At 69.6% G+C, this 17,364-nt stretch carries 19 protein-coding genes and 1 tRNA gene; 8 read left to right on the top strand and 12 right to left on the bottom strand.

Annotated features, from left to right (window positions below):
* Nucleotides 1-29 precede the first annotated feature (29 nt).
* Genes QM728_RS01255 through QM728_RS01240 form a run of 4 tightly spaced genes read left to right on the top strand, consistent with a single transcriptional unit; the run spans nt 30 to nt 3,488 of the window.
* Nucleotides 30-971 carry a metal ABC transporter solute-binding protein, Zn/Mn family gene (locus QM728_RS01255; RefSeq protein WP_415030240.1) on the top strand — a complete coding sequence of 314 codons (942 nt, stop codon included), beginning with the start codon at nt 30-32 and terminating at the stop codon, nt 969-971.
* On the top strand, nt 968-1,780 hold the full coding sequence (locus QM728_RS01250) for a metal ABC transporter ATP-binding protein (RefSeq protein ID WP_415030239.1): 813 nt from the start codon (nt 968-970) through the stop codon (nt 1,778-1,780). Before QM728_RS01255 ends, QM728_RS01250 begins: the two co-directional genes overlap by 4 nt.
* The gene (locus tag QM728_RS01245) at nt 1,777-2,700 is read left to right on the top strand and encodes a metal ABC transporter permease (protein ID WP_415030238.1); all 924 of its coding nucleotides are present in this window, start codon (nt 1,777-1,779) and stop codon (nt 2,698-2,700) included. Before QM728_RS01250 ends, QM728_RS01245 begins: the two co-directional genes overlap by 4 nt.
* The gene (locus QM728_RS01240) at nt 2,700-3,488 is read left to right on the top strand and encodes a metal ABC transporter permease (RefSeq protein ID WP_415030237.1); all 789 of its coding nucleotides are present in this window, start codon (nt 2,700-2,702) and stop codon (nt 3,486-3,488) included. The genes QM728_RS01245 and QM728_RS01240 overlap by 1 nt, the downstream gene beginning before the upstream one ends.
* A 109-nt stretch (nt 3,489-3,597) precedes the next feature.
* Here the strand turns inward: QM728_RS01240 and QM728_RS01235 are convergent.
* The 9 genes from QM728_RS01235 to QM728_RS01195 all read right to left on the bottom strand — a co-directional run bounded on the left by QM728_RS01235 (nt 3,598) and on the right by QM728_RS01195 (nt 10,567).
* Nucleotides 3,598-3,671: transfer RNA gene (locus QM728_RS01235), tRNA-Pro, on the bottom strand.
* A 65-nt stretch (nt 3,672-3,736) separates the two neighbouring features.
* Nucleotides 3,737-5,275, bottom strand: a complete 1,539-nt coding sequence (locus tag QM728_RS01230; protein ID WP_415030236.1) for a hypothetical protein — start codon at nt 5,273-5,275, stop codon at nt 3,737-3,739.
* Nucleotides 5,247-5,726 carry a hypothetical protein gene (locus QM728_RS01225; protein ID WP_415030235.1) on the bottom strand — a complete coding sequence of 160 codons (480 nt, stop codon included), beginning with the start codon at nt 5,724-5,726 and terminating at the stop codon, nt 5,247-5,249. The genes QM728_RS01230 and QM728_RS01225 overlap by 29 nt, the downstream gene beginning before the upstream one ends.
* Before the next feature lie 59 nt (nt 5,727-5,785).
* Complete coding sequence (locus tag QM728_RS01220) at nt 5,786-6,217, bottom strand: organic hydroperoxide resistance protein (RefSeq protein ID WP_415030234.1); 432 nt, start codon at nt 6,215-6,217, stop codon at nt 5,786-5,788.
* A gap of 43 nt (nt 6,218-6,260) precedes the next feature.
* Nucleotides 6,261-6,935 carry a hypothetical protein gene (locus tag QM728_RS01215; RefSeq protein WP_415030233.1) on the bottom strand — a complete coding sequence of 225 codons (675 nt, stop codon included), beginning with the start codon at nt 6,933-6,935 and terminating at the stop codon, nt 6,261-6,263.
* A 41-nt stretch (nt 6,936-6,976) separates the two neighbouring features.
* Complete coding sequence (locus tag QM728_RS01210; protein ID WP_415030232.1) at nt 6,977-8,383, bottom strand: hypothetical protein; 1,407 nt, start codon at nt 8,381-8,383, stop codon at nt 6,977-6,979.
* Nucleotides 8,384-8,387: 4 nt separating this feature from the next.
* Nucleotides 8,388-8,987, bottom strand: a complete 600-nt coding sequence (locus QM728_RS01205; protein WP_415030231.1) for a hypothetical protein — start codon at nt 8,985-8,987, stop codon at nt 8,388-8,390.
* A 52-nt stretch (nt 8,988-9,039) separates the two neighbouring features.
* On the bottom strand, nt 9,040-10,278 hold the full coding sequence (locus QM728_RS01200; RefSeq protein ID WP_415030230.1) for a lipase family protein: 1,239 nt from the start codon (nt 10,276-10,278) through the stop codon (nt 9,040-9,042).
* Nucleotides 10,279-10,399: 121 nt separating this feature from the next.
* A complete protein-coding gene (locus tag QM728_RS01195; RefSeq protein ID WP_415030229.1) occupies nt 10,400-10,567 on the bottom strand; it encodes a hypothetical protein in 168 nt (55 codons plus the stop codon).
* Between the two features lie 83 nt (nt 10,568-10,650).
* On the opposite strand from QM728_RS01195, the gene QM728_RS01190 reads away from it, so the two are divergent.
* Both QM728_RS01190 and QM728_RS01185 read left to right on the top strand, forming a co-directional pair.
* Nucleotides 10,651-11,088 carry an SRPBCC family protein gene (locus tag QM728_RS01190; protein WP_415030228.1) on the top strand — a complete coding sequence of 146 codons (438 nt, stop codon included), beginning with the start codon at nt 10,651-10,653 and terminating at the stop codon, nt 11,086-11,088.
* 32 nt (nt 11,089-11,120) lie between these two features.
* Nucleotides 11,121-11,792: a glycoside hydrolase family 19 protein gene (locus QM728_RS01185; RefSeq protein WP_415030227.1), complete on the top strand. Its 672-nt coding sequence runs from the start codon at nt 11,121-11,123 to the stop codon at nt 11,790-11,792.
* Here QM728_RS01185 and QM728_RS01180 read toward each other — a convergent pair.
* Nucleotides 11,789-12,823 carry an aspartate-semialdehyde dehydrogenase gene (locus QM728_RS01180; RefSeq protein ID WP_415030226.1) on the bottom strand — a complete coding sequence of 345 codons (1,035 nt, stop codon included), beginning with the start codon at nt 12,821-12,823 and terminating at the stop codon, nt 11,789-11,791. The two genes, QM728_RS01185 and QM728_RS01180, sit on opposite strands and share 4 nt — an antisense overlap.
* Before the next feature lie 2 nt (nt 12,824-12,825).
* Nucleotides 12,826-14,091 (bottom strand): aspartate kinase, encoded by a 1,266-nt coding sequence (locus QM728_RS01175; RefSeq protein WP_415030225.1) that lies wholly within the window; start codon nt 14,089-14,091, stop codon nt 12,826-12,828.
* Between the two features lie 96 nt (nt 14,092-14,187).
* On the opposite strand from QM728_RS01175, the gene QM728_RS01170 reads away from it, so the two are divergent.
* Complete coding sequence (locus QM728_RS01170; RefSeq protein ID WP_415030224.1) at nt 14,188-15,441, top strand: hypothetical protein; 1,254 nt, start codon at nt 14,188-14,190, stop codon at nt 15,439-15,441.
* Between the two features lie 20 nt (nt 15,442-15,461).
* Nucleotides 15,462-16,913 carry an MFS transporter gene (locus QM728_RS01165; protein ID WP_415030223.1) on the top strand — a complete coding sequence of 484 codons (1,452 nt, stop codon included), beginning with the start codon at nt 15,462-15,464 and terminating at the stop codon, nt 16,911-16,913.
* On the opposite strand, the gene QM728_RS01160 is transcribed toward QM728_RS01165, so the two are convergent.
* On the bottom strand, nt 16,910-17,314 hold the full coding sequence (locus QM728_RS01160) for a hypothetical protein (RefSeq protein ID WP_415030222.1): 405 nt from the start codon (nt 17,312-17,314) through the stop codon (nt 16,910-16,912). The two genes, QM728_RS01165 and QM728_RS01160, sit on opposite strands and share 4 nt — an antisense overlap.
* Between the last annotated feature and the right edge of the window lie 50 nt (nt 17,315-17,364).

Raw genomic sequence — 17,364 nt, 5'->3', positions numbered from 1 at the left:
AACCATTATCGTTTAACTAGGGGTTTGACATGCTGAAGTCCACTCGTCCGATCCGCGCTTTGCTCGCGTCCACCACCGTCGGCATCGCCGCCCTCACGATGATCGGCTGCTCGGGTGCCGAACCGGCGGACTCCACCGACGGGAAGATCGTTGCCGTCGCTGCGGAGAACACCTACGGCGACGTCCTCGCCCAGATCGGCGGAAGCCACGTCGAGGTGCACTCGATCATGACCAACCCGAACACCGACCCGCATTCGTTCGAGGCCAATACCTCGGTGGCCAAGCAGGTCAGTCAGGCACGCCTGCTCATTCAGAACGGCCTGGGTTACGACGACTTCATGACGAAGATCGAAAAGGCCAACCCGTCGCCCAACCGGAAGATCATCAACGCCCAGCAGGTCCGCGGCCTGCCGGACAACACCCCCAACCCCCACCTCTGGTACGACCCGGAGACGATGCCGGCCGTGGCCGACGCGATCGCGCAGGCGTTGGGCGAGCTGGTCCCCGCCGCCAAAGCCGAGTTCGAGCAGAAGGCCGTGACCTTCAAAGCGTCGCTGCAGCCGTGGCGCGACGCACTGGCCGCCTTCGCCCAGGCCCACCCGGGCACGCCGGTGGCCGTCACCGAACCCGTCGCCGACTACCTGCTGAAGGCCGGCGGGGTCAATATCCGCACCCCCTGGTCGCTGGAGGCCGCGGTGATGAACGACACCGATCCGGCCGCCACCGATCTGGAGTTCCAGAACTCGCTCATCACCGGCAAGCAGGTGAAGGCACTCATCTACAACCAGCAGGTGAACGACAACAGCACGAAGGCGCTGCTGGACAAGGCCACGGCGGCCGCGGTCCCCGTCGTCGCCGTCTACGAGACGATGCCCGAGGGCTTCTCCTACCAGGATTGGATGCTGGCCGAGGTCAAGGCGCTGTCCGCCGCCGTCACCGGCGGCACGTCGACCGAGAGTCTGAGTCGATGAGCAGCGACGAACAGCCGGTCCTGCAGGTCCACGACCTCAGCGTCGCCTTCGGACCCAAGCAGGTCCTCGACAACATCTCGTTCACACTCGGCCCCGGTATGTTCACCGGACTGATCGGGCCGAACGGGGCGGGCAAGACGACCCTGTTCCGCGCGATCCTCGGCATCGGCGAGCCGTTCACCGGCGAAGTCCTGATCGACGGGCGTCCGGCGACCGCCGGCCATGGCTCGCTCGGCTACGTGCCCCAGCGCATCGACCTCGATGTCGACCTGCCGTTGACCGCACTCGACGTCGTGGCCCTCGGACTCGACGATGTGCGCTTCGGCACCGGGCTGCGCAAGGCCGCCAATCGTGAACAGGCGATGGAGACGCTGCGGCTGGTCGGCGCCGACAGCTTCGCCGACCAGCGCGTCGGAACCTTGTCGGGTGGGCAGCAGCAACGCCTGATGATCGGCCATGCGCTCGCCCGACAGCCGCGGTTGCTCCTGCTCGACGAGCCGTTCGCGAACCTGGACATGGCCAACACCGCCGAGATCGCGCACCTGCTGCGCACCCTGGCCGACACCCGGGGGATCACCATCCTGCTGTCGGTGCACGAGGTGAACTCCTTGCTCGGGGTGCTCGACCACGTCGTCTACCTGGCCAACGGCAACGTCGCCGAGGGCCCCGTCGACAAGGTCATCACCACCGAGGTGCTCTCCCGCCTCTACCAGCGGAAGGTGGAGGTGGTCGACGTCGATGACCGACTGTTCGTGCTGATTCCCGACGAATTGGACCTGTCGGCCGCGACCTCCGGCGGCCGCAAGTGACCGTCCTCCTCGCCGACGTCGACGGACCGGCCGGACCGACGTGGTCTTCGCTGGTGCGCAGCGAGGTCGTGCACACCGCCCTCGCCGTCGGCATCATGGCCGCCGTCACGGCGGCGGTCGTCGGCATTTTCATCCTGCTCCGCGGGCAGACGTTCGCCGGCCACGGAATCGGCGACCTGTCGTCCACCGGCGCCTCCGCCGCCTACGTCATCGGGATGCCGCCCCTGGCCGGCTTCCTCGGCATGTCGCTGATTTCCGCCGCGGTGATGAATGCCGTCGGCCTGCGCAACCCGCGCGACCGCGACGTGTCCACCGGCATCGTGGTCGGCGCCGGGATGGGTCTGTCCGCGCTGTTCCTCTACTGGGCGACACAGAAGCCGACCACCAGCGGCGCCGCCGAGGCCGTGCTGTTCGGGTCTCTGTTCGCCCTGCAGTCGTCCCTCGTCCCCATCCTGGTCGGGCTCACCACCGCAACCCTCGTGATCATCGCTCTCACCTACCGACCGCTGCTGCAGTCCAGCCTCGGCCGCGACCTCGCCAAGGCCCACGGGCGCCGAGTCGGCCTGGTCGACGCCGGCTTCATCGCCGCCACCGCGATGGCGGTCGCAATGGCCTCGATGAGCGTGGGGGCGCTATTGGTGACCGCTCTGCTCATCGGTCCCGCCGCAGCCGGGCTGCGGTATGCGCGCACCCCCGGTGGCGCCATCGCCACGGCGAGCGCCATCGGCGCAGGGTCGGTCCTTGTCGGTGTCGTCGTCGCCTACTTCAGCCCGCTGTGGACTCCCGACCACCGCGGCGCACCGGTCAGCTTCTTCATCGTGGCCGCCATCTTTGCGTGCTACCTGCTCTCCGGTTGGGTCACCCCGGCCTGGGCCCGTGCCGAGCGCCGGGCCGCCCGGCACGAGGAGGCGACCGTCTGATGTTTCAACCCTTCATGATCAACACGTGGATCGGCGGCACGATCATCGCGATCGCCGGCGGTGCGGTGGGATTCCTCGTCGTCGCCCGCCGGTCGGCCTTCCTCGCCCACTCCTTGCCCAACAGCGCCTTCTCCGGTGCCGCCGGCGCGGCCCTGGTCGGGGTGAACCCGCTGGCCGGGATGGCCGTATTCTCGGTCGGCGGCGCGGGCCTGGTCACCTGGTTGCAGCGACGCTCGTCCCGGGATGTGGCCACGGCGTTCACCTTCGTGGTGCTACTGGCGCTGGGCATGCTGTTCACCAGCTTGAGCAACGAGTACGCCGCGACCTTCAACTCGCTGCTGTTCGGCCAGCTCCTGGGCATCAGCCGCGCCGAGCTGATCACCATGGCCGTGTTGGCCGTGATCTCGCTGGGCGCCACGGCCGCGCTCTACCGCCCGGTCCTGCTCGACGCCGTTTCGAGCGAGCTCGCCCGCTCTCGGCGTGCGCACGGCGCCGGGATGGACCTGGCGTTCGCACTCCTCGTCGGTTTGGTCACCACGATCGCCGTGCCGATCGTCGGCGCGCTCCTCATCTTCAACCTGCTGGTGGCGCCCGGAGCCGCGGCGCGCTACCTGACGTCGCGGCCGCTGGTCAGCGTCGCGCTATCGGTGGCGATCGCCCTTGTCATCACGTGGTCCGCCATCGCGCTGGGGTACCTCACCGACTGGCCGATCGGCTTCTTCGTCGGAGTGCTCGGCGCACTCTGCTACGCCCTCGGGCGGGTATTCGCCCGGCTGCGGGGACGCTGACACGTCCCGAACCCCGTCGAAAAACGAGGAGGCGCCGACCTTGCGGTCAGCGCCTCTTCTGCTATCTCAACACTGTCACATGCGGATCCGGCAAGCCTTCTCCTGTGCGTCGGGGTAGCGGGATTCGAACCCACGACCTCTTCGTCCCGAACGAAGCGCGCTACCAAGCTGCGCCATACCCCGTGTTAAAACCTGGATCAGCTTACCGCGTCGCCCCGCCGGGATGAAATCGGGTTAACGGCCCGCGATCACTGGTAGGAGACGAACCACGGGGCCGGCTTCACGGCCATCGTGCGCTCCGGCGAGAACGTCGGGTGGTCCTCGGTGTAGAAGTTCTTCCACCCCATGTAGATGTTCGGCGGCAGGCCCGTGATCAGGCGGTTCCAGGTGCCCATCTTGACCGGCGGGGTGCCGTGGCCGTCGGCGTGGATCATCACCGCGAGCTCTGGATGGCCGGTGTTGATCCGGGTGCGGTTGCCGAGCATGTCGCCGTCGAACTGGTGCAGCACGAATAGCTTCTGCGGCAGTTTCTCCTTGCGCACCAGGTTCGCCAGCCAGTCCGAGACGCGGTTGACCTCGTCGGGCGACACCTGGCCGATCTGCGTCAGGTGCACCTGGTTGGGCTTGAGGCGCCATTCCGGGTCGAGGGCGAGTCCGACGTGCGGGTGCTTGAGCAGGTCCTCGTAGATCTTCGCCTGCGTCAGGAAGTCGACGCGCCCGGGCTGCAGGTCCAGCGTGACGTAGACGCCCTGCTTGCCGGCCTCCTCGACCCACGGCTTGATCACCTTCGGGTCGATGACATTCGTGTACTTGTTGCCCGGGCCCGGCTCGGCCGACGCGACGGTCACGATGATCTCGAAAGCCGGGATCACCTTCTCCTTGCTGAACGGCACATACGTCGACGCGAGCTTCTTCACGCGGTCGATCGACTTCGGCAGGTCCTGCCGGCCCAGCGGTCCGAGCGCGGGAGCGCCGGGCGAGCCGTACAGCGCCACCATCCGTCGACCGGGGAACAGCGTGTACCCGCCGCCGGGGAGTTCAGGCGCCGACCGCGCGGCGTCGACGTTCTCCTCGAGGAGCTTCGTCGTGCCGAAGACGCCGCCGATGCCGATGACGCGGGCGTCGCGGTTGCGCTTGATGAAGTCGATCGCCTGGCCGCTGCCGCGCGGGTCCGGCATCTCGACGAGCTCTCCCGTCGCACCGGCGGCCGTGGCGGTCGCGGATGCGGCGGCGTTGTCGACGCTGCCCTCGCCCTGCTCCGGGATGAGCACGAGGGTCTTGTCGGTGATCGGCGCGCTCGACGACGGGACGTCGGATGTGCTGCCGACGGTCACGCCCAGACCCGATGGCAGGCTCGACGCGTCCTCGGCGCCCACCGTCGACGCCCCCAACCGCTCGAGCTCACGGCGCACCGGGGTCTTCGAGCCGTCACCGACGCTCAGCAGCGGGACGTGCTTCTTCTCCGCGGCTTCGACGCTGCGCTTGACGACGTCCTCGTCGGCGTCATCCTTGACGAGGATCGCGCCCGCCGAGCTGGGGAACAGGGTGCGGCTGGTCACCACCGAGTCGGGCTCGTTGGGGTTGCCGAACGCGACGGTGTACCGGTCGGCCGACGTATCGGAACCGGTCAGCGGACTGTCGCCGGCCAGCGCCCAGGCGCCCAGCAACACCGCGACCACGGCGAGGACGCCGGCGCCCAACAGGAGGCGTCGGCGGCTGATGGGCTTCGACCGCTCGGGACGGTCGGCCGATTCCTCGCTAATCGTCGTCCTCGTCCTCGTTCGCATCGTCGGCGTAGGACTCGACGAACGACACGCGCGGCGTGCTCACGACGTGGTACAGCGCCCACGCCCCGAAGGCGATGGCCGCGATACCGAACCCGAGGGCCAGGGCCAGGGCGACGGCCTTGCCGGTCGACGCGGTGAAGCCCGACAGCGGCGAGAGCAGCACGGCCACGCCCAGCGACAGCGCCAGGCCCAGCAGCGAGAACGCCGCGCTGCGCAGCTTGGGCCCGACGACCCCCGCATAGAACAGGCGCTGGTAGATGCCGGTCTCGAACTCGTCGACCGCGGCCAGCCGCACGGCATCGCCGTCGGCGGCGTCCCGCAGGTCGCGGGCCAGTGCGACGTCGCGGGCCAGCGCCGCGGTCTCGCGGCGGCGGTAGACGACGAAGGCGACAACGGCCAGGGTGACCGCGATCAACAACAGCGGCAATGAGCTCAACGATGCGTCTTTCACGCCGCTCACGCTACCGCAGACGGAATCCCCGCCGACGGTTGATCACGCCCATTTCCGCGTCAGACGGTCGCGGTGACGGTGTGCTCGATGTTCCCCGCGGTCGCCTTGGAGTACGGGCAGAAGCCGTGTGCGGCTTGGGCGAGCTCGTCGGCCTGCGCCTGATCGAGGCCCGGCAGTGCGACGGCGATGTCGGCGACGAGGCCGAATCCGTTGTCGGCGAGGTCCTTGCCGATGCCCGCGGTGACGGTGACCGCGGTGTCGTCGGGCAGCGTCACGCCGGCGTTCTTGGCCACCAGGCGCAGGGCGCCGAGGAAGCACGCGGCATAGCCCGCGGAGAACAGCTCCTCCGGATTGGCGCCGTCGCCGCTGCCGCCGAGCTCGACGGGCGGCTGCAGGTCCAGCTTGATGCGCCCGGGTTCGGATTCGACGTGCCCGTCGCGCCCTCCGCCGGTGGCCGTCGACGACACCTTGTAGGCAACCTCAACACTCATTCTTGTCTCCTTCTTCTTGGTGGCTTCGTGGCGTGGGTCAGGCTCAGCCGCCGGGGCGCATCAGCTTGCCCATGCCGACGCGCGGGTTCACCGGCAGCCACTGCCCGACGGATGGGCGCAGGATGCACAGCGCCGAGAGCAGCAGCGCGCCGAATTGGACCCAGCCGACCGCGAACATCGCCGGGGCGTTGTCGGCGAAGCGCAGCAGGTCCATGCCGGTCGGGATGCAGACGAGGTTCAGCAGAACCATCGCCAGGAAGATGTTGCGGGCGTTGCGGCTGTGGTGGGCCGTCACGGCGCGCAGGAGCAGGAACTGCACGGCGAGCAGGACCAGGATCGTCACGACCATCGCGGGCGGCAGGAAGTGCGCGAGCCCGTGGTACTCGTCGGCGGGCATGGTCAGCGGCTTCTGGTTGGTGCGCGCGGCCTCGTCGATGGCCTTCTTGATGTCGTCCATCAAGCGCCGTTGCAGGCTGTCGGAGACCGAGACGACGTTGACCAGCAGATAGACCGCCGACGCGATGCCGGCGGCGGCGGATATCCACCAGAACGCCCAGGTGTCGCGGGCGAGAGCGGGCGGCGGCGGGCCGATCGGCTGATCCCGGATCGGGTAGGCCAGATCGCTCTCGGCCGAGGTGCTGGCCAGTTCTTCGAGGTCCAGCTCGTCGAGTTCGGCCTGGCTGGGGATGGCGTCGGGATCGTCGTCGGGCGCACTCATACCCTCGATAGTGCCACTGCCGGGCGAGGCGTGTGTTCGGCTCAGCCCCGAGAGATGCGCAGCATCCGTCCGACGGTGGCCTGCCACAGGGTGCCGTCGGGACCGATGGTGCCGGTCAGCTCCATCGGTTCGTCGACGGGCGCCTGGCCGATCGGCAGGGTGACGACGCGGCGCCCGGTCCAGAAGTCGGAGCCGATCAGGGATACCGGTCCGAACTGCTGCGGCACACCCGGCACCACCGGCCCGTAGCCGAGGGCGTACACCAGCCCGTCGCCGCGGGCCAGGCGCGGCAGCGTGGCGATGCGGTCGTCGTTCTCCCATACGCGGCGACAACCGGTCTCGGCGACGTCGACGCGGGTCGATCCGCCGGTGAACACCGCCGCCGGCGGGTTGGCCCGGCCGCTCTCGGCCATCGGCGGGTACTGATAGCCGTAGGTGCTCGGGATGACCAGGGTGTTGCCCATCGCCGGAATCGAGTTCTCGGTGCCCTGCCCGCTGCGCCGGAAGGCCTTCATCCGGCACACGACGCTGCCGTCGTCGCTGCGGTAGACGATGAGGTTGGGCGCACGGTCGGCGTTGTCGACGATGGCGACCCAGCGGTCGCCACCGGGGCCGAAGTACGTCGGGGTCGTCCCCGAACCCCAGGTGAGCTGGCCCGGCTTGCGCGCCGATCCGCGGTCGTACGACCGACGCCACCGGGTGCGCGGCGTGCCATCGGCACCGGCCCGCATCTCGTACAGGGCGTGGGTCGTGATCACCGAGACACCCGACGGCCGCACGGACAGGCCGTTGCCCATCTGCTCGCCGCGGCGCAACCGCACCGACCGGATTCGCGGCTTGCGGCCGGCCGGTGTCACCGTCCCGACGACGCCGCCCGTCGTGACGAACCAGACCCGGCCCTGGTAGTCCGGCGCCAGGCCGGTGACCGCGTCCGCGCGGGGGAGGTGTCCGGCCAGCGAGACCCGCTCGTCGACGACGAGGCGCGGCGAGCGCAGTCCGCCGCGGTGGGCGACGCGCACGATCGCGCCGGAGCCGTCGGCGACGACGACCCGGTCCTGCGCGTCGAGGAAGCCGTACACGCCGCCGAGCAGCCCACCTTTGGTGAGCGGCAATCGGGCGAGCACCGCGGCGGTGCGCGGATGGAAGAGCGTGACCGTCGGGACGGCGAATCCGCCGGCGCCGAGGAACTGCGTGCACAGCGCGACGGGGATGCCGTCGCGGCCGAGGAAGGTCGCGGCGCAGGCGCCGCCGGGGATCGACGACGCCGCCAGTCGGGCGCGACGCCCCGGTCCGCGGAAGGGCGTGGAATCGGTCGAGGCGAGGTCGCCGTGCACGAGCGAGGTGCCCGCCGGCCCGACGTCGACGCCGGGCAAGCCCGGATCGGCGGCGGCGGGCGCCGCGCCGAGGACGGTCAATACGACGGCGAGGGCCGAGGCGGCGGCGCGCATCGGCCTACGCCTCGGGTCCCGGCGTCGGGACCGGTGTGTCGGCGCCGGGCCAGGAACCAGCCGCGGGCGGTCCGGTGGGCGGAGTCGCCTTGCGACCGCCGACGACCCGCAACACGATCCCCAGGGCGACCATCACGACGCCGAGCATGCCGCCGAACAGGGCGAGCAAACCGCCGCCGATGCCGCCCATGATGCCCAGCGGGTTGACCGCCGAGGCGATCGTGACGCCCGGCCGATCGCAGACGATGCGGTAGGTGCCCGCCTGGTTGACCCGGTAGGTGGCGAAGGAGATGCGCGACTGCGCGCCGATGGTGATCGAGCTGTAGCTGCCCTCGATGCGCCGCAGCGGCGCGGGACCGGTCACCGGACACTTGGGCGGATCCTCGATATACACGCCGTTGGCGCCACGCGTGTACAGCGTGAACTCCCGGCCCTTGTCGAAGTGCTGCTCGACGCTGTTGCCCGGACCGTCGACGGCGACGGCGTCCTGTTCCATCCTGGCGACGGGACGCAGCCCGACGACGGCCAACACCACACCGGCGACGATGCTGATGATCGCGCCCGCCGCACCGAGGATGATCAGCCATTTCCCGGCGTTCTTCATGCCCCGAATCGTCCCACATCGGCGGGCTGCGGCACAGGGGTCTGCGCCGGGATCAGTTCTTCAGCGCGTCGATCAGGTAGCTGGTCGCCGGGATGACGTTCGGCGACTTGGCGGCCGCGTGCGTGAGCCCGGTGCCCGGGATCAGCGGGATCATCGCGGTATCGGAGAGGTCGACGTGCACGCCCTTGCCGCGCCACTCGTCGACGAGCCGGCGCACCGCCGGATACGGCACGATGTCGTCGGCCGGAGATGCCTCGATCAGCACGGGGGCCGCGGGCTTGCCCGTGCCGACGCGCTGGTCGTCGAGGGCTTTCTGCAACTCCGGGGTGCGGGCGATGACGCGGCCGAGCGACTCGCCGCTGGTCGTCCAGTTCGCCGTGCGGCGGAAGGCGTAGCCGACGCCGGTGTCGGCGATGCACTGATTCGCGACTCCGGCGAGCATGGCCTTGCCCGAGGGGTTGAGCTCGCGGTCGAGGATGGCCTTGAGCTTCGGGTAGCGGACCTGCAGCCCGTTCAGCACGTATCCGACGGTGCCGGCGTCGTGCGTGCCGTCAACCTTGTTGATCAGGCTGATCACATCGGCCATCGGCGCACCGGCGTGCGCGGCGCGGACGTCGAGTTCGGGCGCGTACTTCTCCGCGATCTCGACGGCGCCGGCAGCAGCCGCACCGCCCTGGCCATAGCCGGAGAAGGCGACCGGGGCGTTGCCCGGGGCGTCCTTCAGCTTCAGCGCGGCGCGGGCGGCGTCAATCATGGCGTGGCCCTGCTCGGCGCGGTTGAGGTAGGTCGGGACGCCCGGGGTGCCCATGCCGATGTAGTCGACGACGGCGACGCGAACCCCGTTGTTGAGCAGCATGAGCATTTCGGCGACGGCGAAGTTGACGGCCAGGCTCGGCTTGGTGACGTCGAGGTGCAGCGGGACGCCCATCAACTTCGACGGTGCGCACTGGTCGCCCTGCCCGACGGTGCCCGGACCGATCACGACCGTCGGACGCGGGCCGCGGCCCGCCCAGCGCGGGATCGGCTCGATGACGGTTCCGGTGGCGGCGACGGGCTTGTCGTCCTGGTAGGCGGTCATGTACATGATCCGCGTGGCGCGCCCGGGCAACAGGCCCAGCAGCGGGATCGGCTGGGTGCGCACCAAGACGCCGGGTTCCGACGCGGCGGGGCTCACCTGGGCCGGCGGCGTGTAGAAGTCGCCGGCGTGGGCCGACGGCGCGCCGACGACGAGGCCGGCGGCGAGTGCGGCGGTCGACACCGCGGTGCCGACGCGAAGGCTGTTTGTCTCCATAACCGCGAAGGTAGGAGCGGTTATCAGCGGTGGCGAGGACCGACTGGCCGTGGCGGCCGCCTGTAGTCAGATCGAGACGCGGGGGTGTCCGACGCGAGACCGAACGGTTGAAATCGGCCGGTCAGTCTTCGTCGTCGGCGTCGGCGGACTCGTTGCGCTCTTTGGCGATCTCAAGCGCCCGGCGGGCCGTCGCCTCGTCCGGGTAGGGGCCCATCCGGTCCAGGACGCTGCCCTCTTTGCCCTTGGTGACCTTGCCGGTGGAGATTTCGTAGTACCACTCGTCGCTCATAGTGCTCAGCCTAGCCGCCTTCCGCCGTCCGGTGCGCCGAGCGGCTAGGGTCTAGCGGAACCGTGCCGAGTGAAGGAGCCGCCGTGGGCCACGTGAACCACGAAAACACCGTGAACGCGCCGATCGCCAAGGTGTGGGACTACATGTCGAACGTCGAGAACCTGACGGAGTGGATGTTCGGGCTCAGCGAGATGAAGCCGCTGACCGAGCAGACCCGCGGCGAGGGCGCCCGGTTCGATTCGGTGATGAAGCTCGGCGCCAAGTTGCAGTCGGTCATCGAGATCGTGCGGTGGGTCGACGGCGAGGAGATCGACACCGACTCGGTCTCCGGATTCGACAACCAGACGCGGTGGAAGCTCACCGAGATCGATCCGAATACCACCAAGATCAGCGTCCAGATCGACTACAAGTTCCCCGGCGGCCTCGCCGGCAAGGCGATGTCGAAGCTCGTCGAGCCGGCCGTGCACGCCGCGGTCTCCGCGTCGGACCACAAGCTGAACAGCATTCTCGAGAAGCTGTAGCCACCCTCCACCGAAACGAACACGGAGACACCATGCCGTCGACCACCCCACCCATCGCGCACAGCCCCGAGGCGCTGAGCCAGGCCATGGGTGAGAGCCTGTCTCTCGATCGCTATCGCGAACTGTTCCCCGCGGTGGTCGAGTCGATGACCACTTGCGGTTGCACCACCGTCGACCGGGCGGCGATGTGGCTGGCGCAGATCGGGCACGAGTCGGCCGGCCTGCGCTACATGGAAGAGATCGCCTCGGGCGAGGACTACGAGGGCCGGAAGGACCTCGGCAACACCAAGAAGGGCGACGGGAAGCGCTTCAAGGGCCGCGGGCCCATCCAGGTCACCGGCCGCACCAACTACACCGAGTTGAGCAAGTGGGCGCACGAGAACGGCTACGTCCCGACCGCGAAGTTCTTCGTCGAGCACCCCGACGAACTGTCCTCCAACCACTACGGGTTCCTGGGCGTGACCTGGTACTGGACGGTCGCCCGCCCCCAGATCAACTCGCTCGCCGACGCCGGCGACCTGGAAGGCGTGACCAGGGCCATCAACGGCGGACTCAACGGCCTCGCCGACCGCAAGTCCCGCTACGAGGCCTGTCTGCGCGACGCGGCCGGTGTGCCCCGCTCCACCGCCACGCCCCACCACGGCGGATCCGAGCAGCGGCTGCGCGGACTGCTGCGCCGCATCCGCCGCAAGCTGTTCGGCTAGACCAGCAACTCGGCGATCTGAATGGTGTTGAGGGCGGCACCCTTGCGCAGGTTGTCGCCGGCCACGAACAGGGCCAGGCCCTTGCCGTCGGGGGCTCCCGGGTCCTGGCGGATGCGCCCGACGAGCGACACGTCCTTGCCCGCGGCGTCCAGCGGCGTCGGCACGTCGACGAGCTCGACTCCGGCCGCGTCGGCGAGGATCTTGCGCGCCTGATCAGGGCTGAGCGACTCGTCGAACTCGGCGTTGATCGACAGCGAGTGCCCGGTGAACACCGGCACGCGGACGCAGGTGCCGCTGACGAGCAGCTCGGGCAGACCCAGGATCTTGCGCGACTCGTTGCGCAGCTTCTGGTCCTCGTCGGTCTCCTCCGAGCCGTCGTCGACGAGCGACCCGGCCAGCGGGACGACGTTGAAGGCGATCGGCTTGACGTAGACGTTCGGCTCGCCGAGGTCGACCGAGCTCCCGTCGTAGACCAGTTCGCCGAGGCCGCGCTGCGTCCCCCGGTTGGCCTGGTCGGACAGCTCGCGCACACCGGCCAGGCCGGAGCCGGAGACGGCCTGGTACGAGGAGATGATCAGGCGGCGCAGGCCGGCCGCGTCGTGCAGCGGCTTGAGCACCGGCATCGCGGCCATCGTCGTGCAGTTCGGGTTGGCGATGATGCCCTTGGGTGGGTTCTTGGCGAGCTCGCCGTTGACCTCGGAGACGACGAGCGGGACGTCGGGGTCCTTGCGCCAGGCCGACGAGTTGTCGATGACGGTGACTCCGGCCGCGGCGAAGCGCGGCGCCTGCTCGCGCGACATCGTCGCACCGGCGGAGAACAGGGCGATGTCCAGGCCGCTCGGGTCGGCGGTAGCGGTGTCCTCGACGGTGATCGTGGCTCCGTCGCTGCCCCACGGCAGTTCTCGGCCCGCCGAGCGCGACGACGCGAAGTAGCGCACCTCGTCGGCGGGGAAGCCCCGCTCGGCCAACAGGTTGCGCATGACGCCGCCCACCTGGCCGGTGGCGCCGACGACGCCGATCTTCACACCCATGGCTAGCGGCCCGTGCCGGCGTAGACGACGGCCTCTTCGTCGCTGCCGAGGTCGAAGGCGTCGTGCAGCACGCGCACGGCCTCGTCGAGGTCGGTGTCGCGGCACAGGACCGAGATGCGGATCTCCGAGGTGGAGATCAGCTCGATGTTGATGCCAGCCTTGGCGAGCGCCTCGCAGAACGTCGCCGTGACACCCGGGTGCGAGCGCATGCCGGCGCCGACGAGCGACACTTTGCCGATGTGGTCGTCGTAGAGGACCTCGGCGAAGCCGATCTCGCCCTTGAGCCCGTTGAGCTTCTCGACGGCCTGCGGGCCGCGCTCGCGCGGGAGGGTGAAGGTGATGTCGGTCTTGCCGGTGTCCACCTTCGAGATGTTCTGCAGCACCATGTCGATGTCGATGTCGGCGTCGGCGACGGCGCGGAACACCTTGGCGGCCGAACCGGGCTTGTCGTCGAGGCCGACAACGGTGACCTTGGCCTCGCTGCGGTCGTGTGCAACGCCGGTGAGAATCGCTTCTTCCACGGGAATGTCCTCCATCGATCCGGCCACCATCGTGCCGGGCTTGTTCGAGTACGACGAGCGCACGTGAACGGGAACGTTGTAGCGCCGCGCGTATTCCACACAGCGCAGCATGAGCACCTTGGCCCCGGCGGCCGCCATCTCCAGCATCTCCTCGAAGGAGACGGTCTCCAAGTGGCGGGCGTTGGGCACGATGCGCGGGTCGGCGGTGTAGATGCCGTCGACGTCGGTGTAGATCTCGCAGACGTCGGCGTTCAGTGCCGCGGCGAGCGCAACGGCAGTCGTGTCCGAGCCGCCGCGGCCGAGCGTCGTGACGTCCTTGGTGTCCTGGGCGACGCCCTGGAAACCGGCGACGAGGACGATCTTGCCCTCGTCGAGGGCATCGCGGACGCGGCCCGGCGTGACGTCGATGATCTTGGCCTGGCCGTGGCTGCTGGTCGTGATCACGCCCGCCTGCGAGCCGGTGAACGACTGCGCCTCGGCGCCCAGCGACGCGATCGCCATGGCGACCAGGGCGTTGGAGATGCGCTCGCCCGACGTCAGCAGCATGTCCATCTCGCGCGGCGGCGGCGCCGGGTTGACCTGCTCGGCGAGGTCGAGGAGTTCGTCGGTGGTGTCGCCCATCGCCGAGACGACGACCACCACGTCGTCGCCATTGCGGCGGGTGTCCACGATGCGCTCGGCGACACGGCGGATCCGCTCGGCCGTCGCGACCGACGACCCACCGTATTTCTGGACTACGAGCGCCACCGAATTACCTCTCTGGACCTGCTGGATGATCAGCCGCCCAGTCTACCGGTGCGGTGGTGTCCCGCCCGAATGAGCATCGGCACTACGATCTCCGTCGTGGCCACCAGCACGAGCTCCGTCGACACCGCCGTCGACGACGCGGCTGCCGACGACCGCCCCGTCATGCAGCGCGACGTCGTCGACGACTGGATTCTGCCGCTCATCACGTTCTTCGCCGTGCGGCTGGTCGGCATCGCGGTGCTGGCCCGGTTCGCCGACCTGCGCGGCACGTCGCTGCCGACGACGCTGCAGCTGTGGGACGGCAAGTGGATGCTCGCGATCGCGCGCTACGGCTATGCCGACGTCCCGGCCACGCACACCGACGCCAACGGCATCCACACCCCGGACACGGCGCTCGCGTTCTTCCCCGGCTACCCGTACCTCGTGAGCTGGGTCGCGAAGCTGCCCGGCCTGAACGTCTACGGCGCGGCGATCATCGTGACGATCTTCGCCGGCGGGTTCGCGGCGGTCGCGGTGGCCCGGATCGGGCGGTGGTGCGCCACGGCGATGACCGGCGCCGACGAGAGCCGGGCCAACACGACCGGGCTGGTGTTGCTGGTCCTCTTCGCGGCCGCGCCGATGGGCGTCGTGCTATCGATGGCCTACACCGAGGCGCTGTTCTGCGCGGTGGTCGCGTGGTCGTTGGTCGGGGTGCTCGAGAAGCGCTGGCTGCTGGCCGGGTTCACCGCGATGGCCGCCGGCCTGATCCGCCCGACCGGGATCGTGCTGATCGGCGTCGTGATGCTGGCGGCGCTCATCGCCGCCCTCGGCCTGCCGCGCGGCAAGACCGGCACCGCCGGGGTCAAGCGCGGCGGCTGGCGGGCGTGGACGGCAATCGTCGTCGCACCGCTGGGCTTCCTCGGCTACCTCGCCTATGTGTGGTCGAAGACCGACGAGCCGATGGGCTGGTTCGACATCCAGACCGGCGGGTGGGGCACCAAATTCGACTGGGGCAAGGCGACCTTCCGCTTCGTCAACCACACGCTGATCAACTCCGGCGAGGTCGCACCCGTGGCCACCGCACTCATCATCGTCGCGACACTCGTGCTCGTCGGCATCAACATCGCGGCGCGCACGCCGTGGCCGCTGCTGGTCTACGGCACGCTGGTGACCGCGTCGATCGTGTTGTCGAGCGGCCTGATGATGAGCCGGGCCCGACTGCTGCTGCCCGCCTTCGTCCTGCTGATCCCGATCGCGATCTGGCTCGCCAACCAGGCGCCGCGGGTGCGCATGACGATCCTGGTGGCGGTCATCGCGCTCAGCTCCTGGTTCGGCGCGCACATGCTGACCGTCTACCCGCACGCGATGTGACGACGCGTAGCCTCCGCGATGTGGCGACGAAGCGACGATGGTGGGGCCTGGCGGTCCTGACCCTGCCGGTCCTGCTCGTCTCGATGGACGTGTCGGTGCTGTTCCTGGCGATGCCGAAACTCACCGAAGACCTCGGCCCGTCACCCACCCAGGCGCTGTGGATCCTCGACTCCTACAGCTTCGTGATCGCGGGCCTGCTGATCACCATGGGCGCCCTCGGCGACCGGCTGGGCCGTCGACGACTCCTCATCGGCGGTGCGACGGTCTTCGGCCTCGGCTCCCTGGTCGCGGCGTTCGCGTCGACGCCGCTGATGCTCATCGCGGCCCGCGCGCTGATGGGGTTCGGCGGGGCGACGCTGCTGCCGTCGAGCCTGGCGATCATCTCCACCATGTTCGCCAGCACGGCCGAGCGCGGGCGCGCGATCGGCGTGTGGACGGCCGCCTTCTCCGGCGGCGCCGCGGTCGGTCCGATCGTCGGCGGGCTGCTGCTGCACCAATTCTGGTGGGGCTCGGTGTTCCTGATCAACGTGCCGGTGGTCGTCGCGCTGTGGTTCGCCGCTCCGCTGCTGCCCCGCGACGAACAGTCCGCCGTCGACACCCCCTTCGACCTGTTGGGCGTCGGACTGTCGGTCGGCGGCATCCTCGGCGTCGTGTACGCGGTCAAACACGTCGCACTCGAGGGCGTCGACCCGACCAGCGTCGTCGTCGGCATCCTCGGCCTCGCGCTGCTGGGAGCGTTCGCCCGCCACTGCGCGCGATCGGACCACCCGCTCGTCGACCTGCGCCTGCTGCGCAACCCGCGATTCGCCGTCGCCATCACCACGACGCTCGCCGCCATGATGTCCCTGGCCGCCACCACCTACCTGGTGAACCAATACCTGCAGTCGGTCACCGACCGCGATCCCCTGTCGGCGGCGCTGCTCGGCGTGCCCATGGCCGCGACCGTCTGCGCCTTCTCCCTCGGGTCGGCGGGCATCGTCGCACGCATCGGCGTGCGCCGTGCGTTCATCGGCGCGCTGCTGGTGTGCGCGGCCGGCATGGCCCTGCTGCAGTGGACCGGCGTCCACGACGGGCTGTGGGCGTTCCTCGTCGGCTCCGCCGTCGCCGGCGTCGGCTACGGGACGGCGTTCAGCCTCGTGTCGGTGGTCGCGGTCGGGTCGGTGCCGCCGGAACGCGCCGGCGAGGCCACCGGGATCTCGGAGACCAGCTTCGAACTCGGCCAGGCCTTGGGACTCGCACTGCTCGGCTCGCTCGCCGGGGTCGTGTTCACGCGCCGCTTCGCCGACGTCTCCCCCGGCTTCCGCGGCACGTTGCAGGAGGCCGTCGACGCGGCCGGGTCCAATGGCGGTCTCGTCGAAACCGCCAAGCACGCCTACATGGGCGGCATCCACGTCGCCCTGGGCGCCGCGGCGGTCGTCCTCGTCGCAATGGCCGTGCTCACGGCCGTCGTGTTGCCGCGGGAGAGCGGCTAGATCTCACCGGCCTGCAGGATCATCACGACGCCCAGAACGGCGAACGCGACCTGCGTCGCGATACCGACGAGCGCAACCAGCCAGGTCGGCCGGTCGGCGAGGCTGCGCCGGATCAGCACACCGCCGAAGACGAGCACCCCCAGCGCCGCCGTCACCCACAGCGTGATGACACCGACCCACACCCAGTTCTCCGAGCCACACGTCACATAGCCGCAGTTGTCGGTGACCATCGCGACCAGCGGCAGCGTCGTCGCGGCGAAGAAGGCGATTGCGCACTGCACCAGCCACAGCAGCACCGAGATCACGGTGTCGGCGGTGCGCGCACCGTGCGACCGCACGCGCCGGGGCACCGGCGGTGGCACGGAGGGGCCGAAGGAGTCGAAGGCGTAGCGGTCAGTCATGCACGCCAGCCTGCTGCAGATCCGCGACGAGCGGATCCGCAGAACTACCT

This window comes from Gordonia sp. (in: high G+C Gram-positive bacteria) (assembly GCF_047602025.1).
In the GTDB taxonomy this organism is placed as follows: domain Bacteria; phylum Actinomycetota; class Actinomycetes; order Mycobacteriales; family Mycobacteriaceae; genus Gordonia.
Note: the sequence above shows the minus strand (reverse complement) of the source record. Positions and strands in the feature narration are given on the sequence as shown.

Coding starts and splice junctions, on each gene's coding strand:
- QM728_RS01205 (WP_415030231.1), bottom strand. CDS start 8,987: ATGAAGAACGCCGGGAAATGGCTGATCATCCTCGGTGCGGCGGGCGCG.
- QM728_RS01250 (WP_415030239.1), top strand. CDS start 968: ATGAGCAGCGACGAACAGCCGGTCCTGCAGGTCCACGACCTCAGCGTC.
- QM728_RS01230 (WP_415030236.1), bottom strand. CDS start 5,275: ATGCGAACGAGGACGAGGACGACGATTAGCGAGGAATCGGCCGACCGT.
- QM728_RS01180 (WP_415030226.1), bottom strand. CDS start 12,823: ATGGGTGTGAAGATCGGCGTCGTCGGCGCCACCGGCCAGGTGGGCGGC.
- QM728_RS01220 (WP_415030234.1), bottom strand. CDS start 6,217: ATGAGTGTTGAGGTTGCCTACAAGGTGTCGTCGACGGCCACCGGCGGA.
- QM728_RS01195 (WP_415030229.1), bottom strand. CDS start 10,567: ATGAGCGACGAGTGGTACTACGAAATCTCCACCGGCAAGGTCACCAAG.
- QM728_RS01215 (WP_415030233.1), bottom strand. CDS start 6,935: ATGAGTGCGCCCGACGACGATCCCGACGCCATCCCCAGCCAGGCCGAA.
- QM728_RS01185 (WP_415030227.1), top strand. CDS start 11,121: ATGCCGTCGACCACCCCACCCATCGCGCACAGCCCCGAGGCGCTGAGC.
- QM728_RS01160 (WP_415030222.1), bottom strand. CDS start 17,314: ATGACTGACCGCTACGCCTTCGACTCCTTCGGCCCCTCCGTGCCACCG.
- QM728_RS01200 (WP_415030230.1), bottom strand. CDS start 10,278: ATGGAGACAAACAGCCTTCGCGTCGGCACCGCGGTGTCGACCGCCGCA.
- QM728_RS01210 (WP_415030232.1), bottom strand. CDS start 8,383: ATGCGCGCCGCCGCCTCGGCCCTCGCCGTCGTATTGACCGTCCTCGGC.
- QM728_RS01255 (WP_415030240.1), top strand. CDS start 30: ATGCTGAAGTCCACTCGTCCGATCCGCGCTTTGCTCGCGTCCACCACC.
- QM728_RS01240 (WP_415030237.1), top strand. CDS start 2,700: ATGTTTCAACCCTTCATGATCAACACGTGGATCGGCGGCACGATCATC.